The following is a 17,277-nucleotide window of genomic DNA, read 5'->3' on the forward strand; positions in this document are numbered from 1 at the left end:
GAAAGAGAGTGCTGCAGCCAGCACTCTCTTTTTTTCGCGACAAATCTAGCAATAGCTAGCGCGCATACGCCGACAAACTTTAAAGGAGTTCAATTGGAATTTACCCTGATCACTTTGCTCAATGGCGTGAGTTACGGCTTGCTACTGTTCATGCTGTCGTCCGGCTTGACCTTAATATTCAGCATGATGGGCGTGCTTAATTTTGCGCACGCCAGTTTCTACATGCTGGGCGCGTATTTTGCCTACACCATTAGCAGCAGACTGGGATTCTGGCCCGCCTTTTTTCTGGCTCCTTTGCTGGTTGGCTTATTAGGTGCGCTAGTGGAGCGCTTTGGCTTACGCTCAGTGCACAAGCATGGACATATTCCAGAACTACTGTTCACCTTTGGTCTATCGTACGTAATCGTCGAGCTGGTGCAATTGATATGGGGTAGATCCACCGTGCCGTATGCGATTCCTGCCATGCTCGATGGCCCTCTATTTACTTTATATACGACTACTTTCCCGATTTATCGTGGTTTCATGATGCTGGTGGCACTACTCATGCTGCTATCCATTTATCTGCTACTGACCCGCACCCGCATCGGTCTGGTGATACAAGCGGCGCTGACGCATCCCGAGATGGTCGAGGCCTTAGGGCACAATGTGCCTAGAGTCTTCATGCTGGTGTTTGGTGGTGGTTGCGCGCTCGCAGGCTTGGCTGGAGTGGTGGGTGGCAATGCCTTCATTACCGAACCCGGCATGGCCGCCACGCTGGGCAGTATTATTTTTGTGGTGGTCGTGGTGGGCGGAATGGGTTCCTTGGCGGGGGCCTTTATCGCATCGATACTGATAGGTGTAGCGCAGACTTTTGCTGTCGCCATAGATTATTCTCTGATGTCGGTTTTGGCAATTGCGGGCATCAAAGTGACGATGAGTACGCCTGCTTATGCGCTACTAAGCCTGAGTGTTTCTCAAGTTGCGCCTATCCTGCCGTATTTGCTGCTGGTGCTAATACTTATTTTCCGCCCTAGAGGTTTATTGGGTACTCGCGAAGGATGATGATGACTACGCCGCTCTCGTACACGCCAATTAATCTGGGTCGCTGGATCATTTGGTCCAGCTTTGCCTTACTTTTGTTACTAGCGCCCTTGCTGTTTAGTAGCGGTGCATCGCTGTCCCTACTCTCGCAAATGGGAACGCTGATGATTTTTGCCTTGTCGTTCAACATGCTATTAGGGCAGGGCGGTATGCTCTCGTTCGGTCATGCGGTGTATTCTGGCTTGGGTGCGTTTATCGGCATACACACCATGAATCTGGTGAGTGCCGGAAGCTTGTCTATTCCTATCAGTCTGGTGCCTTTGGTCGGTGGCTGCGCGGGAATGTTTTTCGGGGTGCTTTTTGGCTACGTCACGACCAAAAAATCCGGCACGACATTCTCCATGATCACTTTAGGAATGGTCGAGCTGGTGTTCGCATCCTCTTTGATGTTTCCCGGGTTTTTCGGAGGTGAAGGCGGAATTTCCACTAATCGCGTGATTGGTAAGCCAATACTAGGGATAAGCTTTGGGCCGCAGATCGAGGTGTATTACCTGATCGCGACGTGGTTGTTCGTCAGCGCCGTTGCTATGTATGCATTTACTCAAACTCCCTTAGGTCGTCTGACAAACGCGGTCAGAGATAATCCGGAGCGGGTAGAGTTCATAGGCTACAACACCCAGTGGGTGCGTTACCTTACTTTGATTTTATCGGCATTTTTTGCTGGCATAGCGGGCGCTTTATCTGCGATTAATTTTGAAATTGTCAGCGCCGAGAATGTCAGTGCGATACGGTCTGGCGGGGTTTTATTATTTACCTTCATCGGCGGCATAGGCTATTTTTTCGGCCCGATGATAGGCGCGGTATTGGGCGTATTACTGACCGTCATTTTGTCCGATCTCACCAAAGCCTGGCAGCTGTATCTGGGCATCTTCTTTATCTTAATCGTCATGTACGCTCCCGGCGGCATTGCCAGTATTCTCATGATGAATTTGCGGGTGTTTAAGTTTGGCTTGTATCAAAAAATTTGGCCGTCACTATGGAGGATACTACTCGCTTGCTTACTGGCGGCCACTGGTGCGGTGCTCGCAATAGAGATGCTGTATCAGCGCTCGCTGGAAGGCGGGTCTGCGACTGACTTGCTGCTATTTGGATTTGCATTTGACCCAGCCAAACCCGGCGCGTGGATTGCGGCGTTAGCGCTACTGCTGGTGGGCATTCTCGCGTTCTTGCGCTCACGTTCCGGCTTTGTTCAGCACTGGGGCGAAGTAAATGCCGAAATTCAAGAACAAATGCGGAGGTCTCAAGTATGACTGTGTTTTCTTTGGAACTAATCGACGTCAGAAAAAGTTTTGGCCACTCCGAGATCATTCGCGGTTCGAATCTGCAAGTGCCAAAAGGCGAGAGATTTGCCATCATAGGGCCCAATGGCGCGGGCAAGTCGACGCTGTTTAATCTGATCTCCGGGCGCTTTCCGATTAGTTCCGGGGCTATCCTTTTAAACGGCGAAGATATTTCGAGATTGCGTCCGTTTGAGATAAATCGGCGTGGTCTGTCACGTAGCTTTCAGATTACAAATATTTTCCACCGCTTGTCTGTGTATGAAAATCTGCGTTGCGCGGTGTTGTGGTCGCTAGGCTACAAATATTCGTTCTGGCAACGTCTGAATGGCTTAAAGGATGCGCATGAACGGGCTGAGGCCGTGATCGAACAGATTGGCCTTAAGAGTAGACGCGATATAGTCGCTGGCTTACTCACCTATGCCGAGCAGCGCGCGCTCGAAATCGGCGTCACCATCGCTGGTGGTGCCGACGTGATTTTGCTCGATGAGCCGACCGCAGGGATGAGTCGTTCAGAGTCGGATGCGGCGGTCGAGTTAATCCGCAAGGTGACCGTCGGCAAAACCTTATTGATGGTGGAGCATGATATGAGCGTGGTCTTCGGCTTGGCTGATAAAATCGCCGTGGTAGTGTATGGCGAAGTGATTGCCTGCGATACGCCTATCAATATCCGTAATAATCAGAAAGTAAAAGATGCCTATTTAGGCGGGCACGCACCAGTCGAGGTGGCGGCATGAGTGCCTTATTTGAGATTGAGAAATTACACGCTTACTATGGCAAGAGTCATGTCTTGCACGGGGTCGATTTACGCGTTGATCAAGGCGAGATTGTCAGCTTACTCGGGCGCAATGGTGTAGGGCGCTCGACCACGATCAAGGCAGCGATGGGGCAAGTCGACGCACAAGGCTCGATACTCTTTAAAGGCGAACAACTCATAGGACTAAAATCGTTTCAGATTGCGCATAAAGGCCTGGGTTATGTGCCGGAAAATCGCGATATTTTCCCTAGTCTCAGTGTTGAGCAAAATATGCTGCTGGGCCAAAAGTCGAGCAAGCAAGCTGCCGGCAAACCACGCTGGTCACTCGATGATATGTATCAGATGTTCCCGCGCTTAAAAGAACGTCAGAACACTGCGGCTGGTGTGCTGTCCGGCGGTGAACAACAAATGCTGACCCTATGCCGCACCCTGATGGGCGATCCGGATCTGGTGATGATCGATGAGCCGACCGAAGGCTTGGCGCCCAAGATCGTCGATCTGGTCGCCGAATATCTGAAGGAATTACGCCATCGTGGTATTTCTGTTTTGCTGGTGGAACAGAAACTAGCGATCGCCCTGGAGATTTCGCAGCGCGTGTATGTGATGGGACATGGTTGCATCGTGTTTGAAGGCAGTCCGGATGAGCTACGCAGCAATGCGCGTATCCGTAAGGAGTGGCTAGAAGTGTGAGTGCAGATGCTTCTGGCATTATCCATATACTCCCTCTGGGTATATTTTAGTTGCGCACGTAGAATATGCGCAATAGTCGTGTTTTAGATAGAAAATTGGGGAGTATATGAGAATCGGCGCGAGCGAACTAAGCCAAATCGATTTATACGCAGTCCCAAAGTGAACGATTTAAAATATTTTTAACAATAAATAATACGACCGTACTATTTTGCGTTATAGTTGAGATTCTTCAGTGTCGGCCAATCACATAAGCTATCAAGCAGCACAGCGAAGGACACACTGAACAGCCGCTATTTTTCGCCTTTAGATCAAGCAATATCTCGTACTTACTTCAACATTTAGGAATAGACATGAGCGCCGAATATCAAGTTAAGGGCAATATCGCCGTCATTACACTGAATAATCCACCTGTCAATGGCCTCGGTCATCAGACTCGTAGCGCGGTAGTCGATGCGATGCAGCTAGCTTTGAAGGATGAGGCGGTCACCGCAATTATCATCACTGGTGCGGGCAAGGCCTTTTCTGGTGGCGCAGATATTAAGGAATTTAATTCTGCCAAAGCCTTTGCCGAACCATCACTACAGACCGTCATCAACGTCATAGAAAATTCCAGTAAACCAGTGGTCGCGGCGATCCATAGTGTGTGTATGGGCGGCGGTCTGGAGTTGGCATTGGGCTGTCACTATCGTGTTGCAGCTGCCGGTGCGCAGATTGCCTTGCCTGAAGTGAAGTTGGGGATTTTGCCAGGTGCCGGCGGAACGCAGCGTTTGCCGCGGGTGCTGGGTTTGGAAATGGCACTCAATATGATCGTTTCCGGTACCCCGGTGGCATCAGAAAAACTCGCCCAAACAGCCTTATTTAATCAAATGCTGGAAGGCGACTTGATGCAGGGCGCGCTAGATTTTGCCAATACTGTCGCAGCGACCCGTCCTTTGCCACGAGTGCGCGACATCAAGATAGATTATCCAAATTACGAAGCTTTCTTGCAGTTCTCGCGCAATACCGTCGCTGCTATGGCGGGGCCGTTTCCTGCACCTTTAAAATGTGTAGAGGCAGTAGCGGCGGCCGTGACGATGAAGTTTGATGACGGCATACAGTTTGAGCGTGAACTGTTTCTAGAGTTAGTCCAGAGTACAGAGTCGAAAGCTCTGCGGCATGCCTTCTTTGGCGAACGCGCCGCCGGTAAAATCCCCGATGTGCCTGAAGATACACCCTTGCGCGCTATCAAATCGGTAGCGGTGATCGGCGCCGGCACCATGGGCGGTGGCATCGCCATGAATTTTGCCAATGCCGGGATTCCGGTTCAAATCCTGGAGATGAAACAAGACGCGCTCGATAAGGGCTTGGCGACCATCCGTAAAAATTATGAGAACACGCTAAAGAAAGGCAAGTTGACCCAGGAGAAGTTTGAGCAGCGCCTTGCCCTTATTACTGGCACCATGTCTTATCAGGACATCGCACAGGCTGATCTGGTGATAGAGGCGGTGTTCGAAGAAATGGGCGTTAAGCAGCAAGTCTTTAAGAAGCTCGATGAAGTCATGAAGCCAGGTGCGATTATGGCCTCAAATACTTCAACGCTGGATGTTGACGTCATCGCCAGTTTTACCCAGCGTCCACAAGACGTCATCGGCATGCATTTCTTTAGCCCGGCCAACGTCATGAAACTATTGGAGATAGTGCGCGGCAAAGCAACTGCAAAAGATGTTCTGGCTACAGTGATGGCCTTGTCTAAAAAGATTAAAAAAACCGGCGTAGTCTCGGGTGTCTGCGATGGCTTCATCGGCAACCGCATGATAGAACAATACAGTCGTCAAGCCGGGTTTCTGCTGGAAGAGGGCTGCACGCCAGAACAAGTCGACAAGGCGGTCGAAAAACTTGGCTTTGCAATGGGGCCTTTCCGTATGGGCGATCTGGCTGGTAACGACATCGGTTGGGCGATACGCAAGCGTCGCTATATCGATAAGCCGCTGGTGACGTATTCAAAGACTGCCGATTTATTGTGCGAGATGGGACGCTACGGACAGAAGTCAGGAGCCGGTTGGTATGATTACAAACCGGGTGACCGCAAAGCTTACCCATCACAAGTGGTCAATGACATGATCGTTCAGCATTCTGCTGATTTGGGTATCGCAAGGCGCAACATTTCGGATCAGGAAATTACTGAACGACTGATATTCTCACTGGTCAATGAAGGTGCGCATATTCTGGAAGAGGGGATTGCCATGCGCGCCTCGGATATCGACATGGTGTATCTGAGCGGCTATGGATTCCCTCTGCACCGCGGTGGTCCTATGTTTTACGCCGATACTCTGGGTTTGCCGAACGTGATCATGGCGATGGATAAATATGCAAAGGGCCGTCACGGCGATGCCTGGAAAGTCGCGCCCTTGACGAGCAATTTAGCCAAAGAAGGCAAAGGATTCAATTAAAGAAAATATGCTGGCTTTTTGATTGGACGGTGAAGAGCAAGGTGGAAGGGAGGCGCAATGTTGATTGCGCCTCCTTTTTTTTTTGACCAGTGCGGCTATTTGACTCGAATATAGCGGGCTTTTTCTGTGTATTGTCCTGGCAATGATATAATCTAAGGTTAGTTATTATTCTCATTGCAAAAAGGTTTTTACGTGCTTTCTACCGCAAATATTACGATGCAGTTTGGCCCAAAGCCAATCTTTGAAAACATTACCGCCAAATTTGGCGAAGGCAATCGCTACGGCTTGATTGGTGCCAATGGTTGCGGGAAATCCACTTTCATGAAGATTTTGGGTGGCGATCTGGACCAATCTTCCGGTACCGTGATGCTGGATCAAAACGAGCGTTTGGGTAAATTGCGTCAAGATCAATTTGCCTACGAAGAAATGCGCGTACTTGATGTCATCATGATGGGCCACACAGAAATGTGGGCTGCCATGGCCGAGCGCGATGCCATTTACGCCGACCCAGAAGCGACCGATGATGATTACATGAAGGCGGCCGATCTGGAGGCGAAGTTCGCCGAATACGATGGTTATACAGCAGAAGCCAGAGCCGGTGAGTTATTGCTAGGTGCCGGTATTCCTATCGAGCAGCATCAAGGTCCTATGAGTGCGATTGCACCGGGCTGGAAATTGCGCGTACTGTTGGCGCAAGCCTTGTTCTCGAATCCGGATATTCTCTTGCTCGATGAACCGACGAATAACCTCGATATCAATACCATCCGTTGGTTGGAAGATATTCTAAACGAGCGCAATTCGACCATGATTATCATCTCGCATGATAGGCATTTCTTGAATCAGGTTTGCACGCACATGGCCGATATGGATTACGGCACTTTGCGTATTTACCCTGGTAATTATGATGACTACATGCTGGCCTCGTCACAGGCACGTGCGCAGCAGATGGCTAATAATGCCAAAGCCAAAGATAAGGTCTTAGAATTGCAGGATTTTGTACGCCGTTTCGCGGCGAATAAATCCAAAGCACGCCAGGCTACCTCGCGCGCCAAGCAAATCGAAAAAATCAAAATCGAAGATATTAAGCCTTCTAGCCGTCAAAATCCGTTTGTGCGATTTGATGGCGAAAAGAAATTGCACAGATTGGCAGTTGAAGTTACCGGTCTGGCAAAATCCTACGATCGCACCCTGTTTAGTAAACTTGACCTGATGGTAGAGGCGGGAGAGCGCATCGCCATCATCGGCGCAAATGGTGTCGGTAAAACTACCTTATTGCGTTGCATAGGTGGGGAAGAGCTATGCCATCTGAGCGCAGATAAAGGTATCGTCAAGTGGGCGGAAAATGCCAATCCAGGCTATATGCCTCAAGATCCTACCGAAGAATTTGCGACCGATAAAAACCTCACTGACTGGATCGGTCAGTGGACCAAAGAAGGCGACGATGATCAGGCCGTGCGCGCTATCTTAGGGCGCTTATTGTTTGGTGGTGACGATGTCAAAAAATCGGTCAAAGTACTATCTGGTGGTGAAAAAGGCCGCATGATGTACGGTAAGCTGATGCTGGGTCGCCACAATGTGTTGCTGATGGATGAGCCTACCAATCATATGGATATGGAGACCATAGAATCCTTGAATATCGCGCTGGAAAAATACGCCGGCACGCTGATTTTTGTCTCGCACGATAGGGAATTTGTCTCCTCACTGGCGACCCGCATCCTCGAAATCAAAGAAAATGAGATCATCGATTACAGCGGCACCTATGAAGAGTATTTGTCTAGCCAGGGCATACAATAATTAGGCGCTAGCACGGCATCAAACATAAAAAAAGCCAGATTCGATCTGGCTTTTTTATTGGCATCTCACTTTATGTTTGGGAGCGACTAAGACCTCTAATCATCCTCAATAATTTTATCGGCGACCACATTCGGGTCGGCATACAGCAACTGATCCAATCTATCACGCAAACTTCGCGCCATTTCCTTGCCTTTTGCTTTTAAAATCGCCTCGATATACACATTTCTCAAGTCGTTAAAATCTTGCAGATTACCGGCGCGTTCCACTTTCATCTGCAGCGTAAATCCGCGTAGACCTAAGGTGCTCTTAATGGTTTCGTTGTAAAAGTTATATAGCGCCTGAAAGCGCGCCGCCGCTTCTGCTGGCGTGGTACTCGGCATGACGGGCGTAATGACTGCGTTGACGCTCGATGTAGGGTTCGCCGGAGTAGGTGCAACGGGGGTAACTGGCGCAGCCACATTCGTCGATGTTATGACGATGAACTCTTGCTCCAATAAGTCGATCAGGCTTTGCTCATTTAAACCTAGCCCGAATACTTTTTTAAGCAATTCGGCTTCCGATTGCTTGCCATCTATCATCACTAACAAGCTTCTCAATCTTGGTGCAAGTTGATATTTTCTTGTGGCGATTTCTTCTCTGCCTTTATCTGCTTTATCGTAAATGATAGAACTCATTACTAGCTCATGCCTTTATCTTTAATCTCGTTATATGTATTTTAGCCAGTAGTAAAGTTAAACATTTTTAACAATCACAAATAGCGCCCTGAGGATACACTAAATTAAATCTAAAGATGTCGAATCAAGCGGATAGTCTTCACTTGTTTGCCCAAGTCTGGCTTTACCGTAGCATCTGCACAACCGCTGCAGCTAGAGCAAGTGCTATGGCAGCCAGCATCCAGAACGCTCTTACTTGAAGAGACTAGCGCTCCTAAAGTCGGGCTGATTTTCGATAGAGCATCGTGCAGGTGCTGCTTAATATTTTGCGGCAGCCACTTTGCTGACAGGTAAGCCACTGCCAGTAAAATAATCAAACTAGTCACTAGTGTTTGCATACTATGTTCCCAGAAAATAATTGCTGACTGTGTAGGTAATGAATGAGGCCACGTACGCCAATCCAAATAGATAGGCCGCCATTAAAATAGGGTAGCGCAGGGTGTTAGTCTCGCGCTTCACCACACTGAGCGTGGCAATGCATTGCGGGGCGAAGACGTACCAGGCCAATAAAGAGAGTGCAGTCGCCATGCTCCATGAATGGGCAATAAGGGGCTCCAGGCTGCTATTTAATTCGGCGCCGCTCTGCGACAAAGAATACACGGTACCGAGCGCTGCCACCGCCACTTCGCGTGCCGCCAATCCTGGTACAAGTGCAATACAAATTTGCCAGTTAAAACCGATAGGCGCAAACACCGTTTCCAGCATGCGACCGAGGATGCCTGCTACGCTGTAATAGATAGGTGGGAAGCTTGCATTTTCAGGTGGGCCAGGAAAACTGCTTAGTAGCCACAACAGCACCATTAAGGCCAAAATGATGGTGCCCACGCGTGTCGTAAAAATGACGACTCTTTCCCATAAGCCTATCGCTAGATTGCGCAAATTCGGCAAGCGATATTCCGGCAACTCTAGCATCAGCGCATGTTGCACCGCTTTACCCCATTGCATCTGAAAGCAGTAAGCAACCAGCATGGCCGATACGATGCCAGTCAGATATAAGGCGAATAAGACCAGTCCTTGCAAATGGAGCCAGCCAAAAAACAGCGTATCAGGAATGAAGGCTGCAATGATTAGGGTGTAGACAGGCAAGCGGGCCGAGCAGGTCATTAGGGGCGCGATCATGATGGTGATCAAGCGGTCGCGAGGATTTTGGATGGTGCGCGTCGCCATGATGCCAGGGATAGCACAAGCGAAGCTAGAAAGCAGGGGGATAAAAGCGCGGCCAGACAGCCCCACTTTGCCCATCACTCTATCAAGTAAAAATGCCGCGCGCGGCAGATAACCAGAGTCTTCCATCACCAGAATAAAAAAGAACAAGATGATAATTTGCGGTAAAAACACCAGTACGCTGGCCGCTCCACTAATCACCCCTTTGACCAATAGGTCTTGCAAGACGCCCGCTGGCAGCGTGTTTGCCACCAGTTGCCCTAATTGCTCTATGCTTGATTTTATAAAATCCATAGGAATCTGGGCCCAGGCAAATACTGCCTGAAACACAAAAAACATCAGCAGAGCAAATATGACCGGACCCAACAGCGGATGCAGAACGATGCTGTCCAACTTATAACTAAAGCTGCTTTCATGACTCTGGTCTATCTTGACGCAGTCAGCTAGCAATGTGTTCACCATCGCCTGGATTGCTTCCGGTGAAGTGTTCACCGCATTCTGATCGAACTTGGCAACAACGGTCGTAGCGCTACGCTTAAACTGCAAGGCAAACTCTTCCAACTTCACCAATAGGCCATCGACACCTTTGGCCTCTACGGCAACCGTTTCAACCACCGGAATCGCTAGGCTACTTTGTAATGCCGCAATGTCGATGTAGATATTGCGCTTGCGGGCGAGGTCCATCATATTGAGCGCCAGGATAAGCGGCGTACCTAAGGCTTTCAGCTCTAAGGCTACCCGTAATCCACGACGCAAATTAGTCGCATCAACCACGCAGACGATCACATCAGGCAAGGCAGTGTCGGTACGCGTGCCTGTGATGACATCATAAGTGACTTGTTCGTCGGGAGTAATCGCGTGCAAGCTATACGTACCCGGCAGATCAAGTACCTGCCAGTGACGCCCTGACGGTGCGACAAACTTACCTTCTTTACGCTCTATGGTGACACCAGCGTAATTGGCAACTTTTTGGCGCGCGCCAGTTAAGCGATTGAAGAGGGCGGTCTTGCCGCAATTTGGATTTCCTACTAAAGCGATGCGGCAAGAACTTAAATCAGTATCACGCATTAAGCAATTCCATTGGGCTTATCCCTATCAGAGCCGCCTCAAAGTTACGCAAAGCAAAAGTGGACTGACCTATGCGTACTGCGATTGGCTCACCGCCAAAATAGCCGCGATGCAGTATCCTTACCAATTCGCCTTTCACAAAGCCAATTTCTTTGAGTCGACGCGTCAGATTTAATCCATCTTGTTGTTTCATGCTAGAAGAAACAGCAACATCGACAACGGTGGCAACACTGCCGACCTTGAGGCGATCTAAAGTGCTTGCAGCGGCATGCTGAGTTACTGGCTTATTCATGGGTGTTTCCGACAAGCGGCTGAAATCTAAATGGTAATGAGAATATATATCATTATCGTGTTTGATTCAACACTCCTAGCTCAGAGACAGTGCTTTACTTGATATGCCGCAGTCTTTGCTCTGGTATGATTGCGCCTTAAAACCAGAAATTGATGTGATTTATGAATTTAAAATGTTTTTTTGCTCTTTGTCTGACGATCTTGCCATTCTCGGTTCAGGCCCAAGCACAAGCAAACGTGTGCCTTAGTAAAAACGGCGAAAAAGTATTTTCTGATACATCATGTGAAAGTCGGGGTATGCGCGCCGCGCCATCCGAGTTCCAAATTCTAAACGCCCGACCAGTCTTCGTAGTGCCGCCAAGCAATGCTGTTTCAAATATCGTCGACAGCGCCCACAGTCTCCCTGCCAAAGTAGCCGGCGAAAGGCCCTCTATTTACGGCAATTTTAAGGGAGTGGCATGGTTTATCGTCGCACTCATGCCCATCGCCGCCTGCCTGTTTTTGAGTTTTCACGTGCTCATGTACATCAAAAAACGCCTCAGAAAATTACGCCATGTGCGCAGCGAGATGGGTGAGGGCGAGGCAAAACCTACAGAATAAGTTTGACGAAAAAGTAAAACTAAGGCTCTGCACCATATCCTGGTCGGGCCATATCCCGTATTTGATTACTCACTGTCATGGCCTAAATTTTAAAAACCAAGCCTGCCAACGCGCATATTCCATGCGCTTCCTGGCAGTATCTGGCCTGCAAGCCGCACCGGTATTGCGCAGTGGCGGCATGCCGTTTTTAGCCTAAAATCAACGCAAATCCATCACGCGTCAAGCATCTTTGTTTGGCGGTGCGCCCGATTTTATTGTCGTAGGCGACGCTCATGCACATCCCCCGCGTCACGCTAACTGGTGGCAAATTTTCAGCTTCTTCTGTTCGCTAGCGCACCGTATATTGATCTTAACCGGTGCATTGTCATTGCTGGTTATTCGGCTTGCTGACTGTTCGGCATAGCTCACCAGAATGACTAACACTACTCAGGAGAATTTCATGACACAACCAAGCAAAGCGCAGAGTCTGAATCAAAAACCGGAACAGACTCGTCCGTCGAAATCAGATGATGTGAATGCACAGAAACAAAAAGCCGAAGCGAAAGAAGTTGCTGGCGGGCATAAAAATGACGGGCAAAAAGACCATAAGGGTGCGCGTTAAGAAAGTAGTTCGGGTGAACTGCCAGACGCTGCTGTGAGTGCTAAAACGCTCAGGTGGTTTACCTGTTTATTGCCGCGTGCAGAAATAACTCCTTGTGCGTGCGTGGCTGGCGTTATGTCTTGTTACAAGATTTTTTACGTTTAAAGGAATTTCAGTAATGAAAGCACTTGTCTATTTGGGCCCAGGTAAAAAAGCCTTGGAAGAACGTACGCGGCCAGAAATACTTGCGCCCACCGATGCCATCGTCAAAATAAGCAAGACCACCATCTGTGGCACCGATCTGCATATTCTCAAGGGCGATGTGCCTAGCTGCCAGCCGGGTCGTATTCTTGGCCATGAGGGCGTCGGTATTGTTGATAAAGTTGGTGCAGCGGTCACCGCATTTAAACCCGGTGACAGGGTGCTGATCTCTTGCATCAGCTCATGTGGTAAATGCGAATATTGCCGCAAGCTGATGTATTCTCATTGCACAACAGGCGGTTGGATACTTGGTAATACCATCGATGGCACCCAGGCAGAATATGTGCGTACGCCGTATGCCGATACGAGTTTGTATCCGATTCCCGATGGGATGGATGAAGAAGCGCTGGTCATGCTGAGCGATATTTTGCCGACCGGATTCGAATGCGGCGTGCTCAACGGTAAGGTACAGCCCGGTTGCACGGTGGCGATCGTTGGCGCAGGGCCGATCGGGCTGGCCGCTTTACTCACGGCGCAATTCTATTCGCCGGCCGAAATCATCATGATCGATCTCGACGATAAACGTCTTGAGATTGCAACACGCTTTGGCGCTACCGCGGTGATCAATAGTACTGATGGCAAGGCGGTCGAAGCTTTAATGGAACTTAGCAACGGGCGAGGGGTTGATACCGCGATCGAAGCGGTAGGCGTTCCTGCTAGCTTTGAATTGTGCGAAAAAATTGTCGCGCCTGGCGGCACCATCGCCAATATCGGCGTACACGGCGCCAAAGTAGATTTGCATCTGGAAAATCTGTGGGATAGAAACATCACGATCACCACACGTCTGGTGGATACCGTCAGTACCCCCATGCTGATGAGAACCTTGCAGACGAAAAAGATTGATCCGACACAATTGATCACGCATCACTTCAAGCTCGCTAATATTCTGGATGCGTATGAGACCTTTGCCCACGCTGCCAGTACCGGCGCGCTTAAAGTGGTGATCGAGGTCTGATATTTTTATTTGTTTGTTCCTGGAAGTGCGCTCCAATTTACTAAAAACGAGGCATGCCAGCACGCATATTCTATGCGCCTCCTGGCACATCCGGCCCGTAGGCCGCATCCGTATTGCGCGGTGGCGGCATGCCGTTTTAAATTCATCAATAATCCCCGCACTCTGACTTAACGCGAGTCTATACGACCGTTAAGCCAAAGCGCCAATCTCAGCGCCACGGTTGGCTATGGTGTGGGCATCAGCGATCTGCCAATTATTTATCCAACTGATCTAATTGGTTTATTTTCGCTTGTAGCTTGTGCGCAGCAAGAAAATTCATCACTATAACGATGCCGAAAGGAACAATTATTACAGATGTAATCGACCATGGAAAATCTGCCGGGTCTGGCTGTGCCCAGCCCCAAAAAAAGACGCTCATGCCTAGTAGAGTCGGGATCATCCATAGCCACAAATTGCGCAGGGCATCGCGTTGACGCATCAGTTCATCACGAAAGTAAGTTAAATTCGGTAAGGCTAAATTTTCAGGCGGAAGCTCTCGCAACGAGGTCTTATGCTGCAGATGGTAGAGAATGAATAAACTACCGAACACCACAATGCCGCTACCAATACGCATTAATAGTACCGGTAAGTGCCACGCATAAAAACCGAAGATCAAAGCTACCGCCACCGCAGCAATTCTTTCTTGTATATTGCGTTGCGCAATTTTGCGGCGAAAGCCCATCGTCTCGCGCTCAAGAGTTTCAAATGAACAACTCGCATTGTCGACTGCTTGCGACTGCCAAATTGATTTCAATTCTTCTTCGTTCATCACGATTTCCTCCTAAAGGCCAGCCGGTTTGCCAGCAGTGATTTGATCCTATGTATTTTTGTGGCGACGTTTCGGGAAGACAGTCCTGTGATTTCACTAATGCTGGCAGCGTCCAAATCTTCGAGATAAAGTAAGATGATTTCGCGATCCAATGCGATCAGAGAATGAACTAATTCCATCACTCGCTCTAGGTCTAGTCGTCGATCCGTTAACAGGATGTCAGCGGCCTCATCGACATGAAGTTCAAGCTCCTCTAGACTGGCCCAATTTCGCTCTACGGCACGCTGGTTTCGCTGAATATGCGTCACTGCGACATTGTGCGCCACACGATACACCCAGGTTCGCAACGAGCACTGCTCCATGTAAGCGGCCATGCTTCGCCATAAAGCCAAATGAACTTCTTGCAATAGCTCCTGCCTTTTCCGATTTTCTCGTTCGTAGCCTGCTACAAAACGGGTCAGTTCACGGCCAAATTCTTGCACGGCCTGCTGGTACAAGAGGTCTTGCGAGGTGGGTTGTTTTGTCTTGTTCATTGTGCTTGTGATGAATAACTTACTTATGGAGGTAGTCATTCATGCGGCCGTTTTCTTACAGAACTATAGAAAAAAGAACGCTGAAAATTTGTTTGTCATGACACGACGTGGTAAGGCGGGATCGTCGCTGGCAATGGGTTGATCTAATGTGCCGTCTGTATATCCAGCAAAAACCAGTTTGATCCAAATATCATCGTCATCAAATTTTCTAACAATGAGGCACGCCAGCGCGCATATTCTATGCGCCTGGTGGCAGCATCCGGCCTGCAAGCCGCACCGGTATTGCGCAGTGGCGGCATGCCCATTGAGATTTTTTCAACGCAAGCGAGCATCCGTCATATCTTGTATTGGTTTGAGTCGGAAATTGCCTATTTAAAGTCGTTGTGCGTACAAGCGCGTTATATCCGACGCAAAATGTTTGGCAAGATTAAGTCGTTTTAATTTCAGTGTTGGCGTAATTAGGGTGTTTTCTATGGTCCAAGGCTCTAGCGAGAGAATTGCCGCTTTAGGCTGCGCGTAAAAAGGCAGGGCGGTGGTTAGTGCGCGCATGCGCTGCACTACGGCATCCACCGCTTTGGGCGAGCACAGGCTTGCCGGTGCATTGGCATCGAGCGCCAGTGAAGCACTTAAGGTGGCCCAATAAGCCTGACTCAGAACCACCGCGCATGCGATGAAGGGCGCGTTGTCGCCGAAGGCGTAAACTTGTTCAAACACGGGGTCGGTAGCGATCGCGATTTCCAGATCAACCGGAGCAATTTTCTCGCCAGTTGAAGTGACGATGATTTCTTTGACGCGCCCGAGTATGCGCACCCGTCCGTCCAGCAATTCTGCCTGATCGCCGGTGCGCAACCAGCCGTCGATAAAGGCTTTGGCGGTGTCTTCCTCACGCTTCCAATATCCTCGCATCACATTCGGGCCACGCACCAGCAGCTCGGCGTTTTCCCCTATCTTGACTTCGACCTGATCCATCACGCGTCCAACGGTTGCCGGATTATTGTCTTCTGGAGAATTAAATGCCACGACCGGCGAGCTTTCGGTCATGCCATAGCCTTGCACGATAGGAATACCCAAACTCAAAAAACACCGGGAAATCGCGGTCGACAAGGCAGCACCACCACTAACCGCCACCCGCAAGCGTCCGCCAAACTGGCTTTTTAGTTTATCTGCCACGAGTGGTTCTAGCACGCTCCAGGCAAGGCTATCAAACATGGTCTGAAGCCGACTTTGCGACATCAAGCCTTGTACTTTGTTGAAGCGCCGCCAGCCTATCGCTATCGCCGCATTGACTAACAAGGACTGAACTTTTGACTGTGCCAATTTGCTTTGTAGTGCGCTGTACACACGTTCGTAAATACGCGGCACTGAAATGAGTATTGTCGGTCTGATGGTGAGTAATTCTTGCGGCAATTGTTTCACCGAAAACGAGAAGGCTACGCATGCACCTGCCGCGATCGGCAAGTAATAGCCAGCAGTACGTTCGAAGGTATGCGACAAAGGCAAAAACGACAGGAAGACGTCACTGCTGACCGGCACAACCCGCTTTACCACCGCCTTGACGTTGGACATGACGTTCTGATGACTGAGCATCACCCCTTTCGGTTTGCCTGTGGTGCCAGAGGTGTACACCAAAGCGGCCAAATCATCGGAGTTGGCCTCGACCAGAACTGTAGTGGTGTCAAGCGCAGATGCGCTGGCAAGCCAATCGTCCAACAGGGCGACCGGCACGTCCGAACAATAGTCATTTTGCACGAGATTTTTTTGTAAAACCACAACCTGGCGTAGCGCTGGCATAGCGATGCCAGTGCCGGCGATTTCTTGCCACTGCTGATCAGTAGCGGCGATGAGTAAAGTCGCATCGCTGTCGCTAACGATGTAGGCAATACTGGCAGGGTTGTCGAGCGCATGCATTGGTACCGGGACGCAAGCGAGCTGCAATGTCGCTTGATCCATGCACACCGCATTCAAACTATTGGGCAATAAAATCGCAATGCGCGCACCGCGCTCCGGCTGCAAGACAGCGATTGCTTTGGCGAACTCTAGACTACGTTGATAGGTTTCTAGCCATGAAGAACTGATCCATTCGCCTTGCAACTCATTAAACTGCCGGTACGCTTCGAGCTGCGGAGTCAGGGCGGCACGCCAGGCGAAAAGTTCAGATAAGGTTTGGATCTCAGACAGGGTTCGTTGTTGCAAAGGTTTTAGTTGTTTCGACATATTTTTTTCAAGTGAAAGCGACGGCGGGCGTAGTGTTCATTTTACCAGATGCGAAATTTCAAT

Annotated in this window: 17 protein-coding genes; 9 read left to right on the forward strand and 8 right to left on the reverse strand. The window is 49.6% G+C overall.

What is annotated here, in order from left to right; translation table 11 throughout:
• Positions 1-93 precede the first annotated feature (93 nt).
• From ACO0K8_RS03480 to ACO0K8_RS03505, 6 genes are all read left to right on the forward strand, one after another.
• On the forward strand, positions 94-1,041 hold the full coding sequence (locus tag ACO0K8_RS03480; protein ID WP_422945226.1) for a branched-chain amino acid ABC transporter permease: 948 nt from the start codon (positions 94-96) through the stop codon (positions 1,039-1,041).
• A complete protein-coding gene (locus ACO0K8_RS03485) occupies positions 1,038-2,330 on the forward strand; it encodes a branched-chain amino acid ABC transporter permease (RefSeq protein WP_422945227.1) in 1,293 nt (430 codons plus the stop codon). Before ACO0K8_RS03480 ends, ACO0K8_RS03485 begins: the two co-directional genes overlap by 4 nt.
• Entirely contained in the window at positions 2,327-3,094 is a 768-nt protein-coding gene (locus ACO0K8_RS03490) for an ABC transporter ATP-binding protein (protein WP_422945228.1), read from the forward strand. Before ACO0K8_RS03485 ends, ACO0K8_RS03490 begins: the two co-directional genes overlap by 4 nt.
• The gene (locus ACO0K8_RS03495; protein ID WP_422945229.1) at positions 3,091-3,804 is read left to right on the forward strand and encodes an ABC transporter ATP-binding protein; all 714 of its coding nucleotides are present in this window, start codon (positions 3,091-3,093) and stop codon (positions 3,802-3,804) included. Before ACO0K8_RS03490 ends, ACO0K8_RS03495 begins: the two co-directional genes overlap by 4 nt.
• A gap of 350 nt (positions 3,805-4,154) precedes the next feature.
• Complete coding sequence (locus ACO0K8_RS03500) at positions 4,155-6,233, forward strand: 3-hydroxyacyl-CoA dehydrogenase NAD-binding domain-containing protein (protein ID WP_422945230.1); 2,079 nt, start codon at positions 4,155-4,157, stop codon at positions 6,231-6,233.
• A gap of 192 nt (positions 6,234-6,425) precedes the next feature.
• Positions 6,426-8,027: an ABC-F family ATPase gene (locus tag ACO0K8_RS03505; RefSeq protein ID WP_422945231.1), complete on the forward strand. Its 1,602-nt coding sequence runs from the start codon at positions 6,426-6,428 to the stop codon at positions 8,025-8,027.
• Positions 8,028-8,122: 95 nt separating this feature from the next.
• On the opposite strand, the gene ACO0K8_RS03510 is transcribed toward ACO0K8_RS03505, so the two are convergent.
• The 4 genes from ACO0K8_RS03510 to ACO0K8_RS03525 all read right to left on the reverse strand — a co-directional run bounded on the left by ACO0K8_RS03510 (position 8,123) and on the right by ACO0K8_RS03525 (position 11,264).
• The gene (locus ACO0K8_RS03510; RefSeq protein WP_422945232.1) at positions 8,123-8,701 is read right to left on the reverse strand and encodes a hypothetical protein; all 579 of its coding nucleotides are present in this window, start codon (positions 8,699-8,701) and stop codon (positions 8,123-8,125) included.
• 110 nt (positions 8,702-8,811) lie between these two features.
• Complete coding sequence (locus ACO0K8_RS03515) at positions 8,812-9,078, reverse strand: hypothetical protein (protein ID WP_422945233.1); 267 nt, start codon at positions 9,076-9,078, stop codon at positions 8,812-8,814.
• Between the two features lies 1 nt (position 9,079).
• Positions 9,080-10,972 carry a ferrous iron transporter B gene (gene feoB / locus ACO0K8_RS03520; RefSeq protein WP_422945234.1) on the reverse strand — a complete coding sequence of 631 codons (1,893 nt, stop codon included), beginning with the start codon at positions 10,970-10,972 and terminating at the stop codon, positions 9,080-9,082.
• The gene (locus tag ACO0K8_RS03525) at positions 10,965-11,264 is read right to left on the reverse strand and encodes a FeoA family protein (RefSeq protein WP_422945235.1); all 300 of its coding nucleotides are present in this window, start codon (positions 11,262-11,264) and stop codon (positions 10,965-10,967) included. Before ACO0K8_RS03525 ends, feoB begins: the two co-directional genes overlap by 8 nt.
• A gap of 161 nt (positions 11,265-11,425) precedes the next feature.
• Here ACO0K8_RS03525 and ACO0K8_RS03530 point away from each other — a divergent pair, with 161 nt between their 5' ends.
• The 3 genes from ACO0K8_RS03530 (at position 11,426) to ACO0K8_RS03540 (ending at position 13,659) form a co-directional block, all read left to right on the forward strand.
• Positions 11,426-11,863 (forward strand): hypothetical protein, encoded by a 438-nt coding sequence (locus tag ACO0K8_RS03530; RefSeq protein WP_422945236.1) that lies wholly within the window; start codon positions 11,426-11,428, stop codon positions 11,861-11,863.
• A 439-nt stretch (positions 11,864-12,302) separates the two neighbouring features.
• Positions 12,303-12,464, forward strand: a complete 162-nt coding sequence (locus ACO0K8_RS03535) for a hypothetical protein (RefSeq protein WP_422945237.1) — start codon at positions 12,303-12,305, stop codon at positions 12,462-12,464.
• 157 nt (positions 12,465-12,621) lie between these two features.
• Positions 12,622-13,659, forward strand: coding sequence for a zinc-dependent alcohol dehydrogenase family protein (locus ACO0K8_RS03540; RefSeq protein WP_422945238.1), 1,038 nt, complete (start codon positions 12,622-12,624; stop codon positions 13,657-13,659).
• Between the two features lie 253 nt (positions 13,660-13,912).
• On the opposite strand, the gene ACO0K8_RS03545 is transcribed toward ACO0K8_RS03540, so the two are convergent.
• The 4 genes from ACO0K8_RS03545 to ACO0K8_RS03560 form a co-directional block, all read right to left on the reverse strand.
• On the reverse strand, positions 13,913-14,467 hold the full coding sequence (locus tag ACO0K8_RS03545) for a hypothetical protein (RefSeq protein WP_422945239.1): 555 nt from the start codon (positions 14,465-14,467) through the stop codon (positions 13,913-13,915).
• On the reverse strand, positions 14,467-15,000 hold the full coding sequence (locus ACO0K8_RS03550; RefSeq protein ID WP_422945240.1) for an RNA polymerase sigma factor: 534 nt from the start codon (positions 14,998-15,000) through the stop codon (positions 14,467-14,469). Before ACO0K8_RS03550 ends, ACO0K8_RS03545 begins: the two co-directional genes overlap by 1 nt.
• A gap of 143 nt (positions 15,001-15,143) precedes the next feature.
• Entirely contained in the window at positions 15,144-15,332 is a 189-nt protein-coding gene (locus ACO0K8_RS03555; RefSeq protein WP_422945241.1) for a hypothetical protein, read from the reverse strand.
• A gap of 40 nt (positions 15,333-15,372) precedes the next feature.
• Entirely contained in the window at positions 15,373-17,214 is a 1,842-nt protein-coding gene (locus ACO0K8_RS03560) for an AMP-dependent synthetase/ligase (protein ID WP_422945242.1), read from the reverse strand.
• Between the last annotated feature and the right edge of the window lie 63 nt (positions 17,215-17,277).

The sequence above is a fragment of the Undibacterium sp. Ren11W genome (assembly GCF_049340485.1).
GTDB lineage: Bacteria > Pseudomonadota > Gammaproteobacteria > Burkholderiales > Burkholderiaceae_D > Undibacterium.

Coding starts and splice junctions, on each gene's coding strand:
- ACO0K8_RS03485 (WP_422945227.1), top strand. CDS start 1,038: ATGATGATGACTACGCCGCTCTCGTACACGCCAATTAATCTGGGTCGC.
- ACO0K8_RS03490 (WP_422945228.1), top strand. CDS start 2,327: ATGACTGTGTTTTCTTTGGAACTAATCGACGTCAGAAAAAGTTTTGGC.
- ACO0K8_RS03495 (WP_422945229.1), top strand. CDS start 3,091: ATGAGTGCCTTATTTGAGATTGAGAAATTACACGCTTACTATGGCAAG.
- ACO0K8_RS03500 (WP_422945230.1), top strand. CDS start 4,155: ATGAGCGCCGAATATCAAGTTAAGGGCAATATCGCCGTCATTACACTG.
- ACO0K8_RS03510 (WP_422945232.1), bottom strand. CDS start 8,701: ATGAGTTCTATCATTTACGATAAAGCAGATAAAGGCAGAGAAGAAATC.
- ACO0K8_RS03515 (WP_422945233.1), bottom strand. CDS start 9,078: ATGCAAACACTAGTGACTAGTTTGATTATTTTACTGGCAGTGGCTTAC.
- feoB (WP_422945234.1), bottom strand. CDS start 10,972: ATGCGTGATACTGATTTAAGTTCTTGCCGCATCGCTTTAGTAGGAAAT.
- ACO0K8_RS03525 (WP_422945235.1), bottom strand. CDS start 11,264: ATGAATAAGCCAGTAACTCAGCATGCCGCTGCAAGCACTTTAGATCGC.
- ACO0K8_RS03530 (WP_422945236.1), top strand. CDS start 11,426: ATGAATTTAAAATGTTTTTTTGCTCTTTGTCTGACGATCTTGCCATTC.
- ACO0K8_RS03535 (WP_422945237.1), top strand. CDS start 12,303: ATGACACAACCAAGCAAAGCGCAGAGTCTGAATCAAAAACCGGAACAG.
- ACO0K8_RS03540 (WP_422945238.1), top strand. CDS start 12,622: ATGAAAGCACTTGTCTATTTGGGCCCAGGTAAAAAAGCCTTGGAAGAA.
- ACO0K8_RS03545 (WP_422945239.1), bottom strand. CDS start 14,467: ATGAACGAAGAAGAATTGAAATCAATTTGGCAGTCGCAAGCAGTCGAC.
- ACO0K8_RS03550 (WP_422945240.1), bottom strand. CDS start 15,000: ATGAACAAGACAAAACAACCCACCTCGCAAGACCTCTTGTACCAGCAG.
- ACO0K8_RS03555 (WP_422945241.1), bottom strand. CDS start 15,332: ATGCTCGCTTGCGTTGAAAAAATCTCAATGGGCATGCCGCCACTGCGC.
- ACO0K8_RS03560 (WP_422945242.1), bottom strand. CDS start 17,214: ATGTCGAAACAACTAAAACCTTTGCAACAACGAACCCTGTCTGAGATC.